Below are 20,837 nucleotides of genomic sequence, written 5' to 3' on the forward strand. Positions count from 1 at the left end.
ATCTCGAGAGACTTATGATTTTAAGGCAGTCAGGCTTATCTATTTTGAATTTTAATAGGGGGTTGTTCGTGAGAGAGAGGTGTCATCTATTGATAATTAATGAGTGTGGGAACTTGTATTAAGTTAAAAATCGTCTGTGAAATTTCTCATCCTGTTAAAGGTTTGCCTTTTCTCTAATTTAGGGATCGTTGCAGTTTTTTCGTCCTATTTTTTAATTTAGTGTTTTTTCTTGAAAAAAAATACCCTTTAATATTATTTTTAAAGGAAAATGGTGTGCTGGTGATCTTCTGAGGTTTGTAAATTTATATCAATAATTGTCAGGAACCGTGCTGTTAAGTAGCGGTCCATAATTCTGTCGCCAACATTACACATCGAATATGTGTATTCAGGATAAGGACCTGGTTCAGCTGGGGAAGGAGGTTGGACGAAATTGAATAACAGGCATAGATATGATTTTACGAAAAACCAAACTAGCATCTGCAATTAAACTACCCGTATTAAATAGCGCCCTGATGGCAATAGCATTGGCCGGTATGAGTTCAAATGCACTTAGCCACGGCTATGTAGAGGCCGCTGATGGTGGTGTTGCATCCGCTCGTGGAACCTTGTGTAAATATGCTCTCGATACAGGAGAGATGAATGTTGACTGCGGTGCTGTTCAATGGGAACCGCAAAGTATAGAAGGGAATGAAGGTTTTCCCGAAAGTGGTCCTGCTGATGGGCAGATAGCCAGTGCAGGAGATAGTTCCTGGTCTGAGCTGAACGAACAATCCTCTGATCGCTGGGTTAAGAATTATATTAGCTCCGGTTGGCAAACTTTTAAATGGCGCTTCACAGCCAATCATGTAACCCGGGACTGGAAATATTACATTACCAAAGAAGGTTGGAATCCAAATGCGGTTTTGACCCGCGACCAATTTGATTTAGATCCATTCTGTGAGGTTGATGGCAACTATGAGCAGCCTGCGGTAAATACGACACATGAGTGTCAGGTGCCGGAACGTGAAGGCTACCACGTAATTCTTGCAGTTTGGGATGTGGGTGATACGGTTAATGCCTTCTATAATGTTATCGATGTCGAGTTTGATGGTGATAATGTTGTCAATACTGACTGGAGTGTTGCAGGCACTATTAATCCAACTCAAGATTTGGACGTAGGCGATAAAGTTTACACTCGTGTATTTGATAGCTCCGGTGAAAACTCCTCATATTCTACTGTCCTGGAAATTGCTTCAGATGAGCAGGGTATCGCTGAAAACTGGTCTCACGACTTGGCTGAGCTGATTAACCAGGAACAGAGCAGCATCCGCGCCGGTGATTACGATGGAAGCAGTAGTTTTGAGCCTCTATATGGCATCAACAGTATCTACTTGTTAGAAGGTAGCAGTTTAGAGAGTGTTGAAATTGGATACGAGCTTATCCAAGATCAGGATGATGACTCTACCGATGACGACAATAATTCCGGTGACGATAATTCGGATAATAGTGGAGACAATGGCGACTCTGGAAATTCCGGAAACTCTAGCTGCGAAGCGTTTGTGCAGCAGTATGGTGGTGATCCAGGCTACTCGATTGGCGACGTAGTTGTTTATGACAATGTTGCTTATGAATCTACACATGAGCCAAACTGGTGGTCGCCGAGTGCTGCACCGCAATTCTGGAATGAAACTACCTGCGATGGCTCCGATAGTGGTTCAGACGATAGCTCTGATAACGGCTCCGATGACAGCTCTGATAGCAGTGGTGGAGATGATAGCTCTGCGGTTTCCTGTCCTGAGTTCCAGCAGCCCTACGCCGGTGATAGTGCTTACCAAGTTGGAGATCGGGTAACTTTCAGTGGTCAGGTCTACATTTCAACCTACGGGCCAAACTGGTGGTCCCCATCGGCCGCACCTCAGTATTGGGAAGAGAGTTCCTGCCAATGATGAGTACACTCTGCCTCCTATCTTTTGGTAGTTGATTGAGCTCAGTCCGACCAAAGGGCGTAGTTCCCTTAGGTCGGACGCATTTGTTAAGCTATCAGGTGTGTTGCTCTTTGTGATACACCAATCTTACTTCCCGCCAGTATTTATTCCTTTAACTTTCCTGTTGATACATTCAAATGTGAAGGGCTTCTGTATACAGCGCAAAGCGTCACCTGACAATGACTTCCTGAATCTTACTGTCAACTCTGTAACTCTAGAAGGGAATTGCTTTCCCCTCTGGGTCAATACTGTCCAGAACAGTGATCAATTCCTAGCTGCCTCTTTGCGGTATCATTCGATCCAGATACGCAAAGTCCACCCTATTGAACAACTTCCTATAGTCAGATATCGCGCTGTTCGGCGCCTGTAATATTAACAGGGCCGTTATTTTTTATTTCAAATCGGGTCTCAGCGTGTGTGCAGATTTTATTAGTGAATTAATTTTTTGGCCTGATAAATTTATTTAATTATGAGGGGCGGAAATTGGCAGGTACAGTTTGAAGTAACTGTATCTTGTTTGCTGCTGAGGTAGGGCATAGTGCCTTTGTGTAAAGATATGATGCCATATAGCTCAGCGGGCTCTCGTGTAGTGTTGTGTTCGTTTTTTGGGTGGTAAAAATGAACCGTTGATTTTGAGGTTTGATTTATTTGAGATACCTTCGACATTATGGTTGATGTAATCAAAAAGGTGCTTATCCGGCAGGTCGTGAAGTTAACGAGGTAAATCGACGTTTCAGTTTGATTGCGGAGGCGCTGTTATTCTAATGGTGGCTCTGGGCGAGCCTCAGTAGGGTGGGGGAGTGTTTTTCCGATCAAAATTGCCTGGGCTGGTGTCAAATTATTTTCCCAAGTTTGAGCATCATTAAAAGGGTCTGTTTATATGTTGAGTCAATAAGGCAGAATCCCTTTTCCTGTGAAGCTCCGGAATTCCTTATTTCTTTAGTGCCTGTTGGTGATTTGATTGTTTTAAGTGTTTAGAAATTTACCTTGTTAGCTGTTTTTTGTTCTATACATTTTTGGTTGCAGATTTCAGCGATTTTATTTTTTGGGGTTTAAGCTTTGAAGGTAATTGTCAGGAACTGTGAAGCCAGGTGGTGGTCTACAACTTTACAATAAATATTATATTTGAGGTTGATCTCGACAGGATAATAACCTGATTAGTCTGGGAAGGGAGTTGGACAAACTCGAATAATAGGCATAGGTATGATTTCACAAAAAACCAACCTGGCATTTGTATTTAATCAAGTCGCATTAAATCACACGATTATTGCTATTGTCTCAACTAGAGCCAGATCTAGTGCAACTGACCATGTTTACCTAGAGACTGGTGATGGAGTTATCACATCTGCAAATGAAGCTCTATGTAAATCTGCTCTCGATCCTGGAGGAATCGATGTTGACTGCGATACAGATTATAGAGAGCCAAAAAGTACTGAGGGCTTCCTCGGAATTGAACTTGGGGATGGGAAAATAGCCAGCGCCCGATAAAAATCTGACTGCTGGAAAAGAAAACCGTTTTAGCATCTACTCATTTTTTGCTATCGACACGAAATGCATTTGGAATTAAGTCGTTGAGGGATTGAAGTGCTAGGGATCACAAGTGTAATAGATGAAGAGACATTCTACTGAAGTCCAGTTTAAGGTCTAGCTGAATCGGTGTATCGACAGGTTGGTACGGCCTCCACAACCCAGTGCGGTCAACAACAGCCAATTTGAAAACAAACTTACGGCCCACTGATAGATTTACTGATTCAGCGCGCCCTTCAATATCAAAGGACGTAATACAATGAACCACATTCTGTTAAAAACATCGGCCTGCTTCCTGGCAGCAGGCTTAATATTGACATCGGGTGCTGTGCAGGCCCAGAAGACAAAGGGTAAGCAGCCCAAGGGACAAACCAGTGCTTATCTAGGAGAAACTAGCCGATCAACTCTCTCCAAAGGTGTACTTGATCGGCTTGAGCGGACTTCGGGGAAGTCTGGCGAGCTTAATAGACCTAAAGATCGGGTTGTATTTTGGTTCAACACGATGCTCGACTCATCGGCTATCGATCATACTCCCGACCCTGATACCGGCGAAGTGGATTTCTACCAAGGCGGCCCTACCCGGTCCAGTCGCGCATTCGCCATCGTACAAACTGCTGTGTTTGACGCTCTGAACGCCTTTGACGGTAAATACCAACCTTATAATGATCTCGGTGTACTCGACACCAGAGATGCATCCAAAGATGCAGCTATCGCTTACGCCGCTTACGATACCTTGCGCGCACTCTACCCCGATCAGTCAGAGCGTTTGCAGGAATTACTGCTATCAGATCTTGACCAGATAAGAGATAGCGCAGATAGAATTGCCAAGGGCCAAGTGATTGGCGAAGCCGCTGCTGCGGCAATGCTTGCAGTGCGCAGCAATGATAAGGCCGAGCATTTGGAACCCGCTTATGGTGAGGGCGGCGCTGTCGCGGATGGGGATGGGACCTATCACTCTACATCGGTTAATACTGGGGCCACGGTACCGGGAGAATGGCAGCCTGATCCTGTCGACCCGGTCGGCCAAGACTCCGTGGCTCTGGGAGCCTATTGGGGCAGTGTGACACCTTTTTCACTAAGTTCAGGCGATCAATTCCGCAGTCCTATTCCACCCACAATAACGTCTGAGGAATATGCTGAAGCCTATGAAGAGGTAGCGGCCCTCGGCGGGTCCCCAGCCAATGCTATTACCCCATCGACGTCCACAGCAGAGACACGATTTATCGGGAATTACTGGGGATATGATGGTGTACCACTATTGGGCATCCCCCCGAGACTATATAACCTAATTGCCCTGCAGGCTGCGCTGGACAACAAAGTCGAGCATGAGCTGGACCTGGCTCGCTATTTTGCACTGATCAATGTAGGCCTGGCGGATTCTGGTATCGCTGCGTGGGACAGTAAGTACTATTACAACTACTGGAGACCGGTTACCGCTATTCGCATCGACGACGACAACCCATCGACCTTGCAGGATGAGCAATGGTTGCCAGTAGGGGTGTCAGTCATCAACACCACCATCGCGATTAGGCCAACACCGCCGTTCCCCTCCTACCCATCGGGCCATGCTACCTTCGGTGCTTCCACCTTCGAGATTATGCGCAGTATGTTTGGAGACCAGCCCTTTACTTTTGTATCGGAAGAATACAATGGGGAAGGCTTCGACCCTTTCACGCCGGATACACCGAGGCCATTGGTACCTGTCCGTTTTGAATCCTATACCGCCGCTCAGCAAGAAAATGGCCTCAGCCGTATCTATAACGGAGTGCACTGGGACTTTGACAATATTGCAGGCCAAGTCATGGGCGAGCAGATCGCGCAGAATTTAATGAACAACGTTGAAGCATTTAGTTTGATTAGTAGATCAAGGACTCGCAGGTAAACTATTTTTACGCTATGAGCTAAATTCTCACTCTCCATCAGGTGCCGCTCCGTAAGGGGCGGCCATACCAAAGGTAACTCACCGTATGAATAGCAAACGATATATTGCAGGGGCAGTGTTCGGAATAATCGCTTTTGGGTTTTTAGCTACGCACACACTCATAGAGCCAGTCGAAAACGAGAAGGTCTGGGTAGGTAAACAGGAGTCGGCACCGAATGTTGAAAGCGTTATCCACCCCGCAAAAACACCTGCTTCAGTGGCACTGGCTAGCAACGATATCAAGGCCGCATTTGAGCGGGATACTGTTATCAAGTTGAACAGTATTGTTCGTCGATCTCTGACTACTATTCGTAAATATGATGCTGAGATAAAAACCGTCCGGGAAGCAAGTCTTGCGGCGACTCAAGACGGAGTGAATGAACAGCAAGTGGCATCTGCCAGGGCAAGTCTCGCCAAGCTGAAGGAGTGGGACCTAGAAGCATCCCGGGCTCTCAAGGATATGAACGCAGCCGTTGAGGAGCTAGAGGCAAGTGAAGAGCACTATAACGCAGCGATTTTAGCGGGCATGGTGCGTTTCGTGGAGACCGTGTCCACAGAAATAGGAGACGAGAACATCAAGCTGACAACATTGGTGGGGAAGGGGGCCGTAGCAGCAAAATTGTGATGTACGACTAAGATAGTATCGGCTTGAAAATTATCGAGATTATACTGAACAGGAAAATGATGACATATCGATTGACTTTGGTTTGGGGGAGTCTGCAAGCACTAAAATAATGGGGAATTCCGCTTGAGCTGCTTTTGTATAGCCTTATCCTGGTTACTTTATCACTTCACTTTTTACAGCCGGTTATCATAGAGGTCATTCCATAAGCCAACCTGTTTGTAGCTGAACTCTGTGACGTAGCTGTCAGCTAGGCCGGCTGCGGCGATTTAGGTAGAATTATTTTGTTACCTGGGTAAAGTTATTTTTCCGCTGGCAATCATCTCTTCGATCTTTTTACTGAGATGCTCAAATGTAAATGGTTTCTGGATGCAATCCAGTACCCCGTCAGAAATTACTTCCTGAACTTTACTATCCACGCTGTAACCGGTGGAGAGAATAGCCTTCACTTCGGGGTTAATCCGTTTTAGAAAAGCGAATAATTCTTGCCCATCCATGCCGGGCATAATCATGTCCAGCAGGACCAAATCTACTTCATCACTATATTTTCGGTAGTAAGTTATTGCCTGCTCTGCCGTCGCAAAGGTAACGACGCTATGGCCGTTCATTTCGAACAGGGCTTTAGAGTAGGTGCGGACAATTGCCTCATCGTCGACAACCATAATGCGCAATTTGCGCTCGCGAGCCAGTTTCTTGGCCTGGTAAGTTCTCTTTTTGATTGGGGGCTTGGAAATTGGCAGGTATAGCTTAAAGCTGCTGCCAATTCCCTCACGGCTCTGACATTGTATAGCGCCCTTATGTAAATGAATGGTGCCGTGCACTGCGGCAAGGCCCAGTCCAGCACCACGTCCACTTTCTTTGGTAGTGAAAAATGGTTCAAAAATACGGCGTCGCACTTCGTCAGACATGCCAGTGCCATTATCGGTAATCGTTATTAAAAGGTATTGGCCAGGCTGAATCTCAAAATCGGCGATAGAAGCCGATTTTTCTATGGTGATATTGGCTGTGACAAAGCTCAGGGAGCCACCAGAGGGCATAGCATCCTTGGCATTGATTCCGATATTTAGCAAAGCGCTCTTAAGTTGAGCAGGGTCGCCCACAATATGTGGACGATTTGCATCTAATTGCTGATCAATCTCGATTCTTCGATCAATAGTGCGGGTTAGCATCGCACAAACATCGCGAATGATTTCGTGGGTATTGCAGCTCTTAAGTTGATAATTTCCCTTGCGGGCAAAAGTGAGTAGCTGCTTGGTCAGCTCTGCGGCATGGCGGGCAGTAGTCAGTATATGGTTGGTATACTCGTTGATTCTGGCATCGGTGGAAATTTGTCGAATAACTTCAGCATAGCCATTGATCCCATGAATCATATTGTTGAAGTCGTGGGCAATACCGCCGGCAAGCTCACCGATAGCTTGCATTTTTTGAGCTTGCCGAAGCTCTTCCTCCAGCAACCGCTGCTTAGTAATATCCGAACCAATACTGAGAATTCCCGCGGGATCTCCCTTCTCATCTGAGATAATTTTATTGGTCCAGGCGATCCATACTCGCTTCCCGCACTTTGTAATGTTTTCATTAATATTGTAACGGTGTTCCTCTGGGAACTGGCAAATACGGTCTATCAATTGCCGCAGGTCACGGCCGCTCGTTTCGCTGGCGGGAACAATCGTACCAATTAAGTGCCTACCAATAATCTCGGCTTCGGTATAGCCAAATAATTGTTGAGCGTACTCGTTAAAGGATGTGATACGGCCGTGTTGATCGCATCGCATTATGATCGAGTTTGCATGCTCCACCAGCTCCCGGTAGCGCTCCTCACTTTTACGTAAGGCCTCATAGACCTGGGTTGAGTCTCTATCCGAGGTGGTAGCTGTAGATGGTGAAAGGGGAAAAATGGGCATATTACTTTCCTTGATCACCTATTTCTCCTCCTGAGTGCGGCTGCCTGTTTTTCCGCCAGAAATTCCACCATGAAGACGTACAAAAGTATATAGCTGGGGCGGCGTATTTTGACCGTGTAGACATTCTTTGCTGACTGGCTGTTATTTTTAGTTCGTATTGTTATCAAGTGTGCTTTGGTGGTACTGAGGTAACTCTCAGGTTCAGTTATGGCCCCTTGGATTGGGAGATGCTTATCTCTAAACAGTCGTTTGTGACAATTTGGATAGTGGCGCTGTCAGCACAAACTGGTAGCATTCACCGCCATATTCAAAACGATTGGATGAATGACTATGCAGCTGCAACCCCGATTTCTCGGGCGCAGTATCGCGGCTCTGTTAAGTGCCTCGCTACTGCTGTCCGCATGCGGTGAGAAGCGTGTTGACAGTGAGCCGAGATCTCTCGACTTCGCTCGTGTGGACGCCTTCCCTTCCACTTATTCTGTAACCCAGTCCCGCCCTGTGTTGATTCAGGGAGCTACCCTGCTAACCGGTACAGGGGAGCAGCAAGAAAATGCGGACCTGTTGTTTGAAAATGGCAAGATCAAGGAGATCGGTAAGGGGTTACTGGCCCCTGAAGGTGCCTTGATTGTCGATGGCAAAGGTAAGTGGGTCACTCCTGGCATTATCGATGTGCATTCTCATCTGGGTGATTATCCAGCTCCGGGGATTGAATCTGCCCAGGATGGCAATGAGATGACCTCGCCAAACACTGCCCAGGTTTGGTTGGAGCACTCTGTCTGGACCCAAGACCCCCAGTTTCCCTTGGCTCTTGCCGGAGGTGTAACAACCCTGCAAATCCTGCCGGGTTCGGCCAACTTGTTTGGCGGCCGCAGTGTCACCCTGAAAAATGTACCCGGCCGCAGTGTTCAGGATATGAAATTCCCCGGCGCTCCCTACGGCTTGAAAATGGCCTGTGGTGAAAACCCCAAGCGGGTTTACGGTGGTAAAGGTAGCTCTCCCTCAACTCGAATGGGTAACGTCGCCGGTTATCGAGATGCTTGGATTAAGGCGAGTGCCTACAAGCAGGAGTGGGAGGATTACGTTGAGAACGGAGGGGATGAGCCCAAGCGCGACCTGCAGATGGAAACTCTGGCGGGCGTACTCAATGGCGATATTCTCGTTCACAACCATTGCTACCGCGGTGAGGAAATGGCGGTGATGATGGACGTTGCCAAGGAGTTTGATTTCAAAATTTCCACTTTCCACCACGCAGTGGAAGCTTACAAGGTTGCTGACCTGCTGGCTGAAAACAATGTTTGTGCGGCAATGTGGGCTGATTGGTGGGGCTTTAAGCATGAGGCCTACGATATGACCGAGGCCAATATCGCCATTGTGGATCAAGCCAAAGCCTGCGCAATGATTCATTCGGACTCCGGTGTTGGCGTACAGCATTTGCACGAGGAGACCGCGAAGGCAATGACTGCAGGTCAGCGTGCGGGCTTCGATATTCAGCCCAAGGATGCGGTGGTTTGGATGACCTTGAACCCCGCCAAGGCTCTGGGTATTGCCGATCAAACTGGCAGCCTTGAGAGCGGCAAGATGGCGGATATCGTTGTTTGGTCCGGCAGCCCCTTCAGTGTTTACACCCATGTAGATCAAGTTTTCATCGATGGGGAATTGATGTTCGATCGCGCGGACAAGAAACGTCAGCCACGCACCGATTTCGAGTTGGGTATTCTCGATGCAGAGGGAGAGCGACTGTGAGAAAAGTAGCTGTTTATTGTGCGCTGGCCCTGGGGTTGATGTCAGCCACTGGCCAGGCAGAGACCATCCTGATCAAGGGTGGCAAGGTACACACCCTGGCGGGGCAGGGCAGCCTGGAGTCCGCAGATATTCTGGTTGTGGATGGCAAGGTCCAACAGGTGGCCCCCTCTCTGGAGGTGACTGCAGATCAGGTAATTGATGCGCGCAACAAGGTGGTGACGCCCGGTGTGATAGCGCCCATTTCTGAACTGGGGTTGGTCGAGATCAGTGCGGCCAGCGCCACCAATGATCACCAGGTGACCGGTGACAGTATCGGTAGTGCCTTCAATCCGGTACCTGCTTACAACCCTAAGTCCACCCTAATCCCATTCAACCGGGCGGGTGGAGTCACCAGTGCCGTTGTTTCACCGGGAATCAGCACTTGGGACAGCGGTGCTATCGATGCTCAGCGGATATTTGCAGGGCGCAGTTTTGCCATCAAGTTGAATGGTGAATTTGATAGCGTCGAAGCAAAGAATGTTGCGCAAAAAGCTTATCTGGGAGAGTCCGGTGGCGAGCTGGCCGGTGGCAGCCGTGCCAATGCTTATGCCAAGGTGGAGAGTGCTCTGCGTGAAGCTCAGGAGTATCGTGATAATCGCGCAGCGATTCACCGTGGAGAGTGGCGAGAGCTGGATTACGATCTGGCAGATCTGCAAGCTCTGCAGCCTGTGATCGATGGCAAGGAGCCTTTGATGGTAACTGCCAACCGGGCCAGTGATATCCTCGCGGTATTAGAACTGGGTGAAGCCTTCAAGGTGAAGCTCATTATAATCGGTGCAGCTGAGGGCTGGATGGTTGCCGATAAACTGGCGCAAGCACAAGTGCCTGTTGTGATCGATGCAATCAACAACATTCCAGCATCATTCTCAAGTTTGGGCGCACGCCTGGATAATGCTGCACTTCTGGCCAAGGCTGGGGTGACGGTAGCTATCAGTGGCCCAGATATGGTGGCTAGCCACAACGTTTACCTCTCGCGCCAATCGGCGGGCAACGCTGTAGCCCATGGTATGCCTTATGAGGAAGCGCTAAAGGCAATCAGTAGCAATGTTGCTGAGATTTTTAACCTTGAGGGCGGTACGTTGGAGAAGGGCGCGGTTGCGGATATTGTGATCTGGAGCGGTGATCCCCTGGAAGTTACCAGCTACGCTGAGCAGATCCTGATTGAGGGTGAGAATCAATCCCTGGTGAATCGCTCAACGCGCCTCAGAGATCGACACCTCAAGCCCGCAAAGGGCCATGAATTTGGTTACAAGCACTAGTATGCAAAGAGCGGGCTTCTAGCCCGCTTTTCTTTTTCCGCCTATTGATCTGAAAGGTCCATTGGCTTGTACAGGATTTGTGTGGCGGAATACTTGCTTTCGGGGATATATTCCCTGGCCAGATTGATAAGAACAAGGAAAAAACATGGCGAATATCACAGCACTCTACACCGGCCTCTGTGCGCTTCTGATTATTTACTTGGCATTCAGGGTAGTCGAGTTTCGTCGCACAAAGAAAGTGGGAATTGGAACCGGAGATGATCGTTTCAATGAGATTAGGGTGCGAGTTCACGCTAATGCGATTGAGTACACTCCGATAGCGTTGCTTCTGTTGCTGGCTGCAGAGTTGGGCGGTTTGCCTGCACTGTGGTTACACCTCTTCGGGGCGCTCTTTTTTATCTCACGGGTATTTCATGCCTATGGACTGACCAAGGGCAAAGGCGGGCTGCACTTTGGGCGCTTCTGGGGAACTTTAATCAGCTGGGTCGTTATCGTTGTGTTAGCGGTCATTAACATTGTTAATGCCGTAATTAATCTTTGAAGTTTATTGGTGAGGCTCAGTATGAGCCTCACGCAAAAAAGCCCGGTAGAACCGGGCAGAGTACAGGGATGAATCTATAAGCGTTTACTGATTGGCGGCGAGCGGAGTTACGCGATCATCTTCGCTCTCCTGCACCATGTTTTCGTCTTCTTCGAGTAGTACTTCAGGCTTCCCTTTACAGGCTTTAGCCAGGGCATCGCGGCGTTTGGCCAACAGCAGGCCGATCTCTTCGCCCACTTGCTCATCAATGCTGTCGATGTGGCGCTCAATCAGCGACGTGATATTAGCTGCGAGCTCCAGCATCTTATCGTGTTCTTCAGCGTCTTTTTTGTTGTCGAACATTGCTCCGTCTCTATCGCATTTCCAAACAGCTACTACGGCCATCGTGTGCCTCCCAATCGTCTATTAGACTGTCCACTTAGTTTGTATGCCGCTACCCTAACTGTATAAATATTCAGTGTCAACGATGGGGTGAAGAAAGGGCTCTGTGCGGTCAAAAGACCAGCAGGTGCGATGATTGGTCCGCCATTAAGCGTGAACACTGTCATAATGTGCATACAGCCAGACGCATTCCCCCCGGGGCGACTGGCTGTCTTCACATCATTTAACAGGCCCGCTTGCGGGCCTGTTTTTTATTTGGGTGTGGTGAAACTAAGGTAGTGAAGGTTTCTGCAGGCCTGTGGCTTTAGATGCTAAGGATCAGCCGGGCAGCCAGTCCTATCAGTAAGATCCCGAAAACCTGTTGGATGCGATGGCCAATATGCTTGCTCACCAGCTGGCGTTTACGGCTGGCGTGAACCGCCAGGGCAACGATGCAGTACCAAATTGCATCCACTCCTGAAACCAGCGCCGCCATGCCCAGCTTGGTGCTCAGGGCTTGCTGTTCTGACACAAACTGGCTGAATAGGGCGGTGAAAAATACGGCGATCTTGGGGTTGAAGAAGGCAACACCAAAACCTTGAGCGATAGAGCGCTTCAGGCTCTGGTGTGGAGGTTGTACGGTTGCAGTACTGGTACCCGGTGCGGGTGCACTGAGGGCTTTCCAGCCCAGGTAGACCAGCATTGCTGCACCGGCCCATTGCAGAATGTTAAATAGAAGAGGAGAGCTAGTAATCAGCACCGCCAGGCCAAATGCGGTAAGAATTGCGTATATAGCGACCCCGGCTCCGTGAGCAATAGCACTGGCCAGGCCTTGCTGTAGGCCTGAGGAGGCGCTGCGTAAGACGATAAGAAGACTCGGTCCCGGAGACATAGCGCCGAGGGCACAGATCCCCGCGAGAGATAACCAACTGAGTAAATCCATTATTTAAAGCCGCCCCCTTGAGCCAGCCATTCTTTTTCTGCTTGAGTGGAAGTGCGACCCAAAGCCGCATTGCGGTGAGGGAAGCGCCCAAATCGCTCAATGACCTCTTGATGGGCAAGGGCGTATCGATAATGAGTGTCGAGATAGGGCGAGGCAATTTTGTCTTCTGCGAAGGTTTGCTGCAACTGCCGAAAGTAGTCTACCGAGCGCTGCTGGGTCACGAGGTCTTCGCTGTGCTCTAGCGGCATGCCCAGGAATATCTGCTGGTAGAGCCCAAGATTCGGGGCCTCTCCGCGCTGAATCAGTGACATCGCTATTGCCAGAGCCCGGGAGTCTGCAGCGAATGCCTGGCGGGTGCCCCGGTAAATGTTTCTGGATAATTGGTCACAAACCAGTAGCAAGGCGAGTTCGCCTTCCAAAGTTTGCCGCCAACGGTCCAGCTCTCCACGCAGCGCTGACTCGGCAATAGCTCCAAATCTTGCCTTGATGTCGGCGTCTACTTCCGGAGTAGCGGCAAACCATAAACTCTGCTTCTCTGCAGCAATAGAGTTACCACGAATATCAGTGCCGCCAAACCAAAAAACCAGGACATCATCAGGGGTTGTCATATCGAAGTTCTCATTCCGTGTTGTGTTCCGAGTTTATCCGATCGTTCCAGCCCAGTGATGACCATTAGAAGGTGGTTCCAAGTGTTGGCGTAAAAAAAATTATACACCTGCATCCAACTGGGCTCCCTGAATCGTCATAGTGGCGTACAAGGGAAAATCGGGAGATCACAATGTTTACTGCGAGATCAACTAAAAAGGTACAATTTTGCGTCGCGCTATCTCTGGTAGTTGCGGCTCTGCAAGTGGGTCAGGTTAATGCCTCCGAGCTGACGCTTTCCCAGGATGGGATTCACCGAGAGCTCACCCAGAAAATTGATCAGCAAATACTTAAAAAGCTTGGTGAGTGCACTGATAAGAGTGAGGAAGTTAACCGGCTACCTCCAGTGCGTATTGCTGAGGAAAAAGAGCCCCGAGGAGGAATGGCTTACCCCTACTCCAAGGCTCGAATGATGGTGATGTAGGTCACCCCCCCCAACGACGGTTTACACCACTGATAACGAAAATGATTAGAGAGTAAGTAATGAGAGCGAGAAATAAACAATCATTCCAGGCAGTCATCTGCTGTTGGGTGGCCATTGCGGCATCCAGCATAAGCATGGGCAGCTGGGCCCAGGAGGAGGACTCATTTGTCCCAGAGCCCCCGCCGCCGCCAGGTGTGGAAGCCTCCGAATCTGAAACCCGCGTCCGTATATTGCGTGAAGATGGTGTTCTCACGATCAAATCCGAAGGCGAGAATGGTGAGAAAAGTGAAGTTCGGGTTGACTTGGGGCAGGACTTTGGCGGCCCCCTAAGCCAGGAAATTATTGAACGGCTGAAAAGCAAGGGCATTCTGGATGTAGACGGCAAGGTAACTGAAGATACCCTGAATAGCGTACCGGACAATGTCAGAATCAGGTTATCGGAGAGTCGTGATTACCGTGGTAGGCACTGGGATCACCATGATTCACACCATTCAGGAAGTGACGACTCATCGGTAATCCCAGTTGTAGCACTGCTCTGTATATTTGGTATGCCGGTATTTATTGTCTGGTTGGTAACGCGCAGCAGCTATCGCAAGAAACAACTGGTTATGAGCAATATCAACCAGATGGTTGCTGATGGTCGGGATGTGCCCCCGGAGCTAATTGATCTTTTAGATGAGAGAGAGCCAAATAGCTCCAGTGATCGCGGTATCACTCTGATTGCAATAGGCGCTGCAGTATTCATCTCCCTCTCAGCTCTTGCAGGTATTGGAGTAGGCAGTCTTGGCTTGATCCCTCTGTTTATCGGTGTGGCTCGCTATGTGAACTGGAAGCTTGATAACAAGCAGGTGTAGGAAAGGCGGGTATGGACCTCAATGACGAGGAATTAATCAGGCGGGCCGTCAAAGACGGGGACCAGCGGGCATACGCCCAGCTGGTTCGTCGCTATCAATCTCAGCTGCGATACTCGCTCCGACAGCTGTGTGATGGTGACCAGGGTCTGGCAGACGATATGGCGCAGGAGGCCTTTATTAAGGCCTATAAGGCGTTGCCGGCGTTCAGGGGGGATGCCCGCTTCAGCACCTGGCTGTACCGTATCGCCTATAATCTCGTCATGAGCCACAAGCGTAAGAATATGCCCGATGTGGATCAAGAGGCAGTGGATAGGGCTCAGGCCGATGAGACTATTGAAGAATCTCGGCAGTTAGGGATGGCTAGGGACCTCACTGCCGCGATGGATACCCTGAGTGGCCCGCAACGGCAAGCAATCCATCTGTGTATGCACAGGGGCTTTTCTCACGAGGAGGCGGCAAGTATTATGAAATTGCCGCTTGGTACGGTAAAATCCCATGTCAACCGTGCTCGGGCCAAGCTGCGTAGCTTGCTACAGCCCTGGCGTGAGGAGGTGGTAAATGGTTAACTTTGAACAGCGCAACACGAAAGGTAACGCCTTGAGTGAAATGGCTTTAGAGGGCAACGACCGGGAGTTTGACGCCTGGCTAAGTGAACAGCTCCAGTTCAATGAGCCCCATTTGGATAACGATGGTTTTTGTGACCGCGTGATGGCCGCGCTCCCTGCGCAGCCTAAACGCTCAAAGCGTCGTTCCAGTTATTCTCAGTACATCGCGGTAGCAGCTGCCTTAGGGATCATTGCCTGGCAGTTCCCTTTCAGTGAGGTAGTTGCCGAGATGGCCAAGCAATCCATTAGCTTGTATAGCTTGGTAGGTGTTGGACTTTTATCTTCTTTAGCGGTAATGACCGGTGGCATTTTCGCCGCACGCCGCTAACGAGAGCCTGCCTTTATGGAAGCCCGCGCCTAAATCATGATAGGGCGGGCAGCTTCCTTTTTTACTTTGCAAGCTTTCCTTAAAGTTTTAGTGGGCTCGCTTCATATTAAGAGTGTGTCTGGCCTTCGAGTAGATTTTGTCAGCCTTTGCAGCGAGCGTGCTCTTCAGCCTGGTTGCACATCTCTTTCAGTATGGTTTTCCCCGCCTCTTCATAGCCATTGTTCAGCAGGTATTCTGCTGTCTCAACTGTGGCAGCGATCCCGCTCGAAACTTCTTTGATGGTATATGCGATATGGAGTTTTAATTCGCTAGCTGCGTTTTCAGAGTCGGAAATGGCATGGTGGGCCATCAAGCGTTGCAGGGTATTGGTGGGAATAACTACTTTGAAGCCAAATTTATCTGATAAATTACGGTAGTGATTTGTCAGTCCATCAAACCCACTTACTTTAAGTTCGTAAGTAGGTTCCCACCCTGTAAAGGTGTGTTGAAGGGCAAATTGCATAGAGTGATGTTTAGTCGTTCTGTGGGATTGCTCTGGGAATTTTTGGAAGGTAAAGGTTGCGCCTGGTACATTTGCGAGAGTTTGGCTCAATTCGTCAAATGGGACTTGCATATGATTCCCCTCGTTAGCGATGGTCACGGTCAGCGGGGAAAGCTCTTTGAGTTGTTTAGGTGCTAAATTGGAAACTCGCCCGGTTATATATTTATCCTCTAATGACGGGCTAAAAGCAAAGTACTGTGAAAATGGTGCTTTGTCGTTTAGCCAGTAGTCCAGTACGAAGCGGCCAGAGTTGGAGTGCCCAGACAAAATACTAAAATCTGCAGTTCGATAGTTTTTATTGACATAGGGCACAACTTCGTTCGCTAGGAACTGAGAAAATACTGTCGATTTACCTTGATCCGGGCGCAACTCCTTACCCATTCCCTCTACACCAATCACGATAAAATTGGGCACTTGGCCTTCAAGTAAATCGATAGTAGACAAAGTAGAAAGCATGTCCCACTGAGCATGTAATACGTAGAGCACAGGATATTCTTTGTCATTATCCTTATATTGTTCGGGAAGTTTCACCAAGATGGTTCGGTTTTCACCAAGGAAATCTGATTTGATTTCCGTCTTTTGTGCGAGAATAAAATCTGAAGCATTTGCTATCAGCGAACAAACACTTATCAAGGCTAAAAATAGAACTCTCATTTTCCACTCTCCTTGTTGGTATTATTTTAGGGTGTAACACTAAAGTTCGGGTTAAATTAACCAGCTAAAACTGGCTGAAGAAAGCTGCTTTTGCCTACTTGTCAGGTATTTTCAGTAGAGGGTACTCGTGTCGACGTGCGCCGATATTTGTGCCGGAAGAAGTTAACAATTTATTGTTATATGACTTAAATCTATTTATTGACCCTTTAGATGTCAGGTGCCTTGACTAGGAGATATGCCTTGTTGAGCGAGGGTAAGTCGATGAAGTAGGGCCTGCAGACTTAAAGCTTAGGGCAGGCTGAAGTCAGTCTGCCCTAAGTTTAACAAAATAGTAAATGCTACTTAGTTTCTATATTCTTCAGAAATTGATCGACCACTGCATTGAATTCATCGGGCCTCTCCCAAAACATCATATGCTTTCCCATATAAGCGGTAGTGGCGGAAGGGGTATTAGCTTTGATCCATTTGTTAGCCACTTCCTTAGCTTCATTTCGTACCACATATAGCATGGGAATCTTCCCTTCAAGGCCGATAAGGTCTTTGCTGTAGTCGAGATAAAAACCAGTAGCGTTGGTAATTGCGGCGACGCTGCTAGAGGTTTGATTGGCGATATTAGACACCCAGGCAATATTTTCTGCAGTGGGATTTTCAAGCATCCATTTGACGAACTCTGCAATCACATTTTCGCGATCCTCAATAATCCCCTCAGTGAATGAGCGCGAGTATCCGTCTGAATCATCATTCAGATACCAGACCCACTCGTCCCGGCTGGCCCCAGAAATCTCCGGGCCAGTGTCGATCATAATCATGGCTTTTATCTTGTCAGTGCCGAACTGGTTGAGATAGGCCAGTTGCTCGGTCACTCCATAGGACCAACCCGCGAGAATCACGCTATCAAGCCCCAGCTTGTCAATCAGTGCAGCTAAGTCTCGAGCGTGTTGCTGATAAGTATGGCCCTCAACAGGCTTGGATGACATGCCCTGGCCGCGGGGATCATAAGCTAGCGCGCGATACTGGGTGGAGCCCTTGAAATGGGCAAGTTGATGCTCGAAAACCTTTGTAGACATCATCCAGCCGGGAATAAAGATGATTGTCGTATCGCCATTACCCGCTTGTTCGTAGTGGATAGTGAGAGAGTTGTCGATCTTGATTCTCTCTGCTGCCACATAAGTAGAAAAAATAGACAGGATGCTTAATAAAATTACCAGATGAAGAGTCTTCATGATGCAAATTAACTCAATAAAATTTCTATAACGTAATCAGAGGAAGTTCGTAGGCGAAGGAGCTTCGGCTACCAATATTCGCTTATGCCCATATTGTACCGTGGAATTAATCCTATTAGTTGTTGCTGTAATATTGCCGGCTATATAAATTGCACAAACGTCCGTTTTATAGGGTTGATTACTTAAAGCTAAAGTAGGTGGGAGCTTACGGTAGTTGGTTATGATTTTTCTCATTTGGGTTGGTATAAAAATCTATATTGGGTGTGATTGTGCGGTATTTATCCAGAATGATCATAATGAATAATAAAGGAATAAGTGACAGTACTGAGAAGTGTAGTGAAATGAATTTGGTCTCCTCTTGTATGGGAGCGGAGGAAAATATAACTACTTCGATAATAAGTAAGAAAATAAATAAAAAACACTTATTGAAATCTGATATTGAGTCAAATATTTTGGGACCCAATATCCAATGCTTCCAGGATTTGTGCGCAATAGCATCTAGTAAGTAATAGAGACCGCAGGTAAAGCTAACCAATGTTGTAAGCAGTAGTTCAAATACCCAGGCGGGAGGCTTGCCTGGAGCGGGAGGCCAAGCATTCGTAACTCCAAATTCCGTAAAAGAGAGAATGGCAAAGAGACCGGTCGCCAGCAGTACAACTGGAAATCGAAAGACTAAAATTACCATACAGATTGCAGCAAAGGTCTCGAATACTCTCTGGGTTGGCATAAAGATCTCGGCGTGATCCGCTACCCAGGCCAAGGCTCCCCGATACCAATACGGTGTATTCCCGTATTCGACATAGGAGTTAATGAGACCTCGGTACCCTTCTACATTAAACCAATTTAATAGCCCATCCTCAAAAACCTGAAAGACTAACATTACCCCGATGGTGAAGGTAAAAAGATCAATCCAGCGCCCTAATATCGGAGTTGAATCCTGTTTGGGGGGAGTATTTCGATACTTGTCTAAATACTTTGAAGCTATTGATAAAATGGCAATGGTAATGCTGGATAGGGCGCTTACAGTGAATACGTAATCGCCACCATTGCGTGACATAGTAAAGACTCCAAATAAGAGAGCAGATGCTACAACAATCGCACAACCCCAGGTTAATAGGCTTACTCTCGGTGCTATCACCGCGCCTAAAAACCGAGAACGAAAATTGTATTGAGAGTCTTTATGGAGCTTGTAAATGCTAACTGCCAAGATTAAGGCATATAACGCAGGTGACAAAAACTCGAAGTACCAGCTGTTTTCTCCCATGTAAGTCAACCCCCACAGCAAGATAAAGCCGAAAAACATGAGTGTTGCGCCCAAAACAATAAAAACACGCAATATCAAGAGGGTCCCAGCAAGCAATAGTGCTAGATGGAGCGTATAGGTCACAAAAACTGAGTAGGGGATAAGGTAGCTGGCCAGTGATTTGACAAGTGCAGGTGTGCCCTTAATTTGTACAAGCTGATGTAGCGAACTTACGAAGACATCGGGCGCCATTTGCCCATTAAAAAAGCGCATGATAACCAACTGGATACAGGCCGCGCCTAAGAAGAGGCTGATAATGGCTAGCCAAGTAGTTTGAGATGTGGCGCTTCTTGCTTGCTCAGTACTCAAGTGTAGGCTGGATATAGGCATGTATCTTATCCGAGGCCCTTTAAGATTGATTGCCTTATTAGTGATTATGGCAAATTAGGTAAATAGCTTACAAATTTTTGCCGTGTTGATGCTGTTGTAACTACAAGGCTGGCTACAGCCAACCTTGTAATCGATGAGTTGATAAGAAAGTTCCAAAGCAACATTTGGTGACAGCTTTAATTATGAGTTTCTCCACTCTGCAGCCAGGTTAATTGCTTGCTGCAAGATTGGCCATTCCAAAAGACTTTGCTGGTATTTGGCAGCTTTCTCGCTTAATGAGATATTATAAACATATAGTCTATAAGCGAGTATTGCGTAAAATGCGTCTACAGCCCCAGCAGAACCGAACATGAAGGGCAGTTTTGCTTTCGAGAAAATATCTTCAATCCTTTTTAACTCAGCCTGAATTCCAGGGTTCATATCCGGAGAGGAGTTGCTTTTATCTAAAGTGAAAGGGCAGTTGCTTCTTAAGGCGATAAAACCGGAGTGAAGTTCAGCACATAGGCTTCTTGATTGTGCTCGCTCAGTATTTGATGAAGGGTACAAGATGCCTTTGGAGAGCTCATTAAAATACTCAGCGATTGCCAGTGAATCATGAATGTAAGTATCTTCAAGCAACAATACAGGTACAAGTCCAGCTTGGGAATATTTAAGTACTTCGCTTTTATAGTTAGGGCTGGAAAGGTCTATGGCTTTGATCTCAAGGTCAAGGCCTGCGATTTGGGCGCATATCCAGACTCTTAAGGACCAGGTGGAATCAGTGCCTGTGATTAATTTCAAAACATGTACTCCTTTTTGGTGTTGCTGGAGAAAGTGGCAGGGTATTCAAGAGTATCCGAGAAGCTATATGTTGCCTCCCTTCCCGATATTTAGAATAGAGATATACAGTATTTAGTGTTTAAGCATTATACTGAGACTTTCATGCTGACTGAAAACTTAAGGGTGAATTTAGAGGTAGCATTAATTAGTCAGGTAGATTTTTCAGTAGTTCAATAATGTTAGATTTTTCATCTGTTTTTCTCATAAAATACCGGGGGTATACCTTGTTTAAGTCTGGGCCTCTCAGTAGAAAAATAAATTCTTCGCCTAATGATAACCCTTGGATATTGC

19 protein-coding genes are annotated in these 20,837 nt (G+C 47.6%); 11 read left to right on the top strand and 8 right to left on the bottom strand.

What is annotated here, in order from left to right; all coding sequences use genetic code 11:
* Nucleotides 1-449 precede the first annotated feature (449 nt).
* The 4 genes from ACJJIN_RS02450 (at nt 450) to ACJJIN_RS02465 (ending at nt 6,037) form a co-directional block, all read left to right on the top strand.
* The gene (locus ACJJIN_RS02450; RefSeq protein WP_444896731.1) at nt 450-1,925 is read left to right on the top strand and encodes a lytic polysaccharide monooxygenase; all 1,476 of its coding nucleotides are present in this window, start codon (nt 450-452) and stop codon (nt 1,923-1,925) included.
* Between the two features lie 1,242 nt (nt 1,926-3,167).
* Nucleotides 3,168-3,452: a hypothetical protein gene (locus tag ACJJIN_RS02455; RefSeq protein WP_444896732.1), complete on the top strand. Its 285-nt coding sequence runs from the start codon at nt 3,168-3,170 to the stop codon at nt 3,450-3,452.
* 298 nt (nt 3,453-3,750) lie between these two features.
* Nucleotides 3,751-5,373 (top strand): vanadium-dependent haloperoxidase, encoded by a 1,623-nt coding sequence (locus ACJJIN_RS02460; RefSeq protein ID WP_444896733.1) that lies wholly within the window; start codon nt 3,751-3,753, stop codon nt 5,371-5,373.
* An 85-nt stretch (nt 5,374-5,458) separates the two neighbouring features.
* A complete protein-coding gene (locus ACJJIN_RS02465) occupies nt 5,459-6,037 on the top strand; it encodes a hypothetical protein (RefSeq protein WP_444896734.1) in 579 nt (192 codons plus the stop codon).
* 284 nt (nt 6,038-6,321) lie between these two features.
* On the opposite strand, the gene ACJJIN_RS02470 is transcribed toward ACJJIN_RS02465, so the two are convergent.
* A complete protein-coding gene (locus ACJJIN_RS02470; RefSeq protein WP_444896735.1) occupies nt 6,322-7,953 on the bottom strand; it encodes a hybrid sensor histidine kinase/response regulator in 1,632 nt (543 codons plus the stop codon).
* 312 nt (nt 7,954-8,265) lie between these two features.
* On the opposite strand from ACJJIN_RS02470, the gene ACJJIN_RS02475 reads away from it, so the two are divergent.
* The 3 genes from ACJJIN_RS02475 to ACJJIN_RS02485 all read left to right on the top strand — a co-directional run bounded on the left by ACJJIN_RS02475 (nt 8,266) and on the right by ACJJIN_RS02485 (nt 11,517).
* Nucleotides 8,266-9,678 carry an amidohydrolase gene (locus ACJJIN_RS02475; RefSeq protein ID WP_444896736.1) on the top strand — a complete coding sequence of 471 codons (1,413 nt, stop codon included), beginning with the start codon at nt 8,266-8,268 and terminating at the stop codon, nt 9,676-9,678.
* Nucleotides 9,675-10,976, top strand: a complete 1,302-nt coding sequence (locus ACJJIN_RS02480; RefSeq protein ID WP_444896737.1) for an amidohydrolase family protein — start codon at nt 9,675-9,677, stop codon at nt 10,974-10,976. Before ACJJIN_RS02475 ends, ACJJIN_RS02480 begins: the two co-directional genes overlap by 4 nt.
* Nucleotides 10,977-11,121: 145 nt before the next feature.
* Nucleotides 11,122-11,517 (top strand): MAPEG family protein, encoded by a 396-nt coding sequence (locus ACJJIN_RS02485; RefSeq protein ID WP_108732703.1) that lies wholly within the window; start codon nt 11,122-11,124, stop codon nt 11,515-11,517.
* An 84-nt stretch (nt 11,518-11,601) separates the two neighbouring features.
* On the opposite strand, the gene ACJJIN_RS02490 is transcribed toward ACJJIN_RS02485, so the two are convergent.
* The 3 genes from ACJJIN_RS02490 to ACJJIN_RS02500 all read right to left on the bottom strand — a co-directional run bounded on the left by ACJJIN_RS02490 (nt 11,602) and on the right by ACJJIN_RS02500 (nt 13,428).
* Nucleotides 11,602-11,901 (bottom strand): YebG family protein, encoded by a 300-nt coding sequence (locus tag ACJJIN_RS02490; RefSeq protein ID WP_108732704.1) that lies wholly within the window; start codon nt 11,899-11,901, stop codon nt 11,602-11,604.
* Between the two features lie 301 nt (nt 11,902-12,202).
* Nucleotides 12,203-12,820: a LysE family translocator gene (locus ACJJIN_RS02495; protein ID WP_282933387.1), complete on the bottom strand. Its 618-nt coding sequence runs from the start codon at nt 12,818-12,820 to the stop codon at nt 12,203-12,205.
* Entirely contained in the window at nt 12,820-13,428 is a 609-nt protein-coding gene (locus ACJJIN_RS02500) for a DUF924 family protein (protein ID WP_444896738.1), read from the bottom strand. Before ACJJIN_RS02500 ends, ACJJIN_RS02495 begins: the two co-directional genes overlap by 1 nt.
* Nucleotides 13,429-13,598: 170 nt before the next feature.
* On the opposite strand from ACJJIN_RS02500, the gene ACJJIN_RS02505 reads away from it, so the two are divergent.
* The 4 genes from ACJJIN_RS02505 to ACJJIN_RS02520 are packed head-to-tail and all read left to right on the top strand — an operon-like array spanning nt 13,599 to nt 15,676.
* On the top strand, nt 13,599-13,889 hold the full coding sequence (locus ACJJIN_RS02505; protein WP_413665209.1) for a hypothetical protein: 291 nt from the start codon (nt 13,599-13,601) through the stop codon (nt 13,887-13,889).
* Between the two features lie 59 nt (nt 13,890-13,948).
* Nucleotides 13,949-14,743: a DUF6249 domain-containing protein gene (locus tag ACJJIN_RS02510; RefSeq protein ID WP_413665210.1), complete on the top strand. Its 795-nt coding sequence runs from the start codon at nt 13,949-13,951 to the stop codon at nt 14,741-14,743.
* A gap of 11 nt (nt 14,744-14,754) precedes the next feature.
* Nucleotides 14,755-15,309, top strand: coding sequence for an RNA polymerase sigma factor (locus tag ACJJIN_RS02515; protein ID WP_413665211.1), 555 nt, complete (start codon nt 14,755-14,757; stop codon nt 15,307-15,309).
* Nucleotides 15,302-15,676, top strand: coding sequence for a hypothetical protein (locus tag ACJJIN_RS02520; RefSeq protein ID WP_282933382.1), 375 nt, complete (start codon nt 15,302-15,304; stop codon nt 15,674-15,676). The genes ACJJIN_RS02515 and ACJJIN_RS02520 overlap by 8 nt, the downstream gene beginning before the upstream one ends.
* A 139-nt stretch (nt 15,677-15,815) precedes the next feature.
* On the opposite strand, the gene ACJJIN_RS02525 is transcribed toward ACJJIN_RS02520, so the two are convergent.
* From ACJJIN_RS02525 to ACJJIN_RS02540, 4 genes are all read right to left on the bottom strand, one after another.
* On the bottom strand, nt 15,816-16,871 hold the full coding sequence (locus ACJJIN_RS02525; RefSeq protein ID WP_444896739.1) for an alpha/beta hydrolase: 1,056 nt from the start codon (nt 16,869-16,871) through the stop codon (nt 15,816-15,818).
* 338 nt (nt 16,872-17,209) lie between these two features.
* Nucleotides 17,210-18,094: an alpha/beta fold hydrolase gene (locus tag ACJJIN_RS02530; protein WP_444896740.1), complete on the bottom strand. Its 885-nt coding sequence runs from the start codon at nt 18,092-18,094 to the stop codon at nt 17,210-17,212.
* 205 nt (nt 18,095-18,299) lie between these two features.
* Nucleotides 18,300-19,706, bottom strand: coding sequence for a hypothetical protein (locus tag ACJJIN_RS02535; RefSeq protein ID WP_444896741.1), 1,407 nt, complete (start codon nt 19,704-19,706; stop codon nt 18,300-18,302).
* Between the two features lie 201 nt (nt 19,707-19,907).
* On the bottom strand, nt 19,908-20,507 hold the full coding sequence (locus ACJJIN_RS02540; protein ID WP_444896742.1) for a glutathione S-transferase N-terminal domain-containing protein: 600 nt from the start codon (nt 20,505-20,507) through the stop codon (nt 19,908-19,910).
* Nucleotides 20,508-20,837: the final 330 nt, after the last annotated feature.

The sequence above is a fragment of the Microbulbifer maximicatervae (SeqCode) genome (assembly GCF_052467505.1).

Excerpts from the sequence above, each read along its gene's own strand:
- ACJJIN_RS02450 (WP_444896731.1), top strand. The coding sequence starts at position 450 with ATGATTTTACGAAAAACCAAACTAGCATCTGCAATTAAACTACCCGTA.
- ACJJIN_RS02510 (WP_413665210.1), top strand. The coding sequence starts at position 13,949 with ATGAGAGCGAGAAATAAACAATCATTCCAGGCAGTCATCTGCTGTTGG.
- ACJJIN_RS02500 (WP_444896738.1), bottom strand. The coding sequence starts at position 13,428 with ATGACAACCCCTGATGATGTCCTGGTTTTTTGGTTTGGCGGCACTGAT.
- ACJJIN_RS02455 (WP_444896732.1), top strand. The coding sequence starts at position 3,168 with ATGATTTCACAAAAAACCAACCTGGCATTTGTATTTAATCAAGTCGCA.
- ACJJIN_RS02530 (WP_444896740.1), bottom strand. The coding sequence starts at position 18,094 with ATGAAGACTCTTCATCTGGTAATTTTATTAAGCATCCTGTCTATTTTT.
- ACJJIN_RS02460 (WP_444896733.1), top strand. The coding sequence starts at position 3,751 with ATGAACCACATTCTGTTAAAAACATCGGCCTGCTTCCTGGCAGCAGGC.
- ACJJIN_RS02485 (WP_108732703.1), top strand. The coding sequence starts at position 11,122 with ATGGCGAATATCACAGCACTCTACACCGGCCTCTGTGCGCTTCTGATT.
- ACJJIN_RS02495 (WP_282933387.1), bottom strand. The coding sequence starts at position 12,820 with ATGGATTTACTCAGTTGGTTATCTCTCGCGGGGATCTGTGCCCTCGGC.
- ACJJIN_RS02515 (WP_413665211.1), top strand. The coding sequence starts at position 14,755 with ATGGACCTCAATGACGAGGAATTAATCAGGCGGGCCGTCAAAGACGGG.
- ACJJIN_RS02520 (WP_282933382.1), top strand. The coding sequence starts at position 15,302 with ATGGTTAACTTTGAACAGCGCAACACGAAAGGTAACGCCTTGAGTGAA.
- ACJJIN_RS02525 (WP_444896739.1), bottom strand. The coding sequence starts at position 16,871 with ATGAGAGTTCTATTTTTAGCCTTGATAAGTGTTTGTTCGCTGATAGCA.
- ACJJIN_RS02475 (WP_444896736.1), top strand. The coding sequence starts at position 8,266 with ATGCAGCTGCAACCCCGATTTCTCGGGCGCAGTATCGCGGCTCTGTTA.
- ACJJIN_RS02465 (WP_444896734.1), top strand. The coding sequence starts at position 5,459 with ATGAATAGCAAACGATATATTGCAGGGGCAGTGTTCGGAATAATCGCT.
- ACJJIN_RS02490 (WP_108732704.1), bottom strand. The coding sequence starts at position 11,901 with ATGGCCGTAGTAGCTGTTTGGAAATGCGATAGAGACGGAGCAATGTTC.
- ACJJIN_RS02505 (WP_413665209.1), top strand. The coding sequence starts at position 13,599 with ATGTTTACTGCGAGATCAACTAAAAAGGTACAATTTTGCGTCGCGCTA.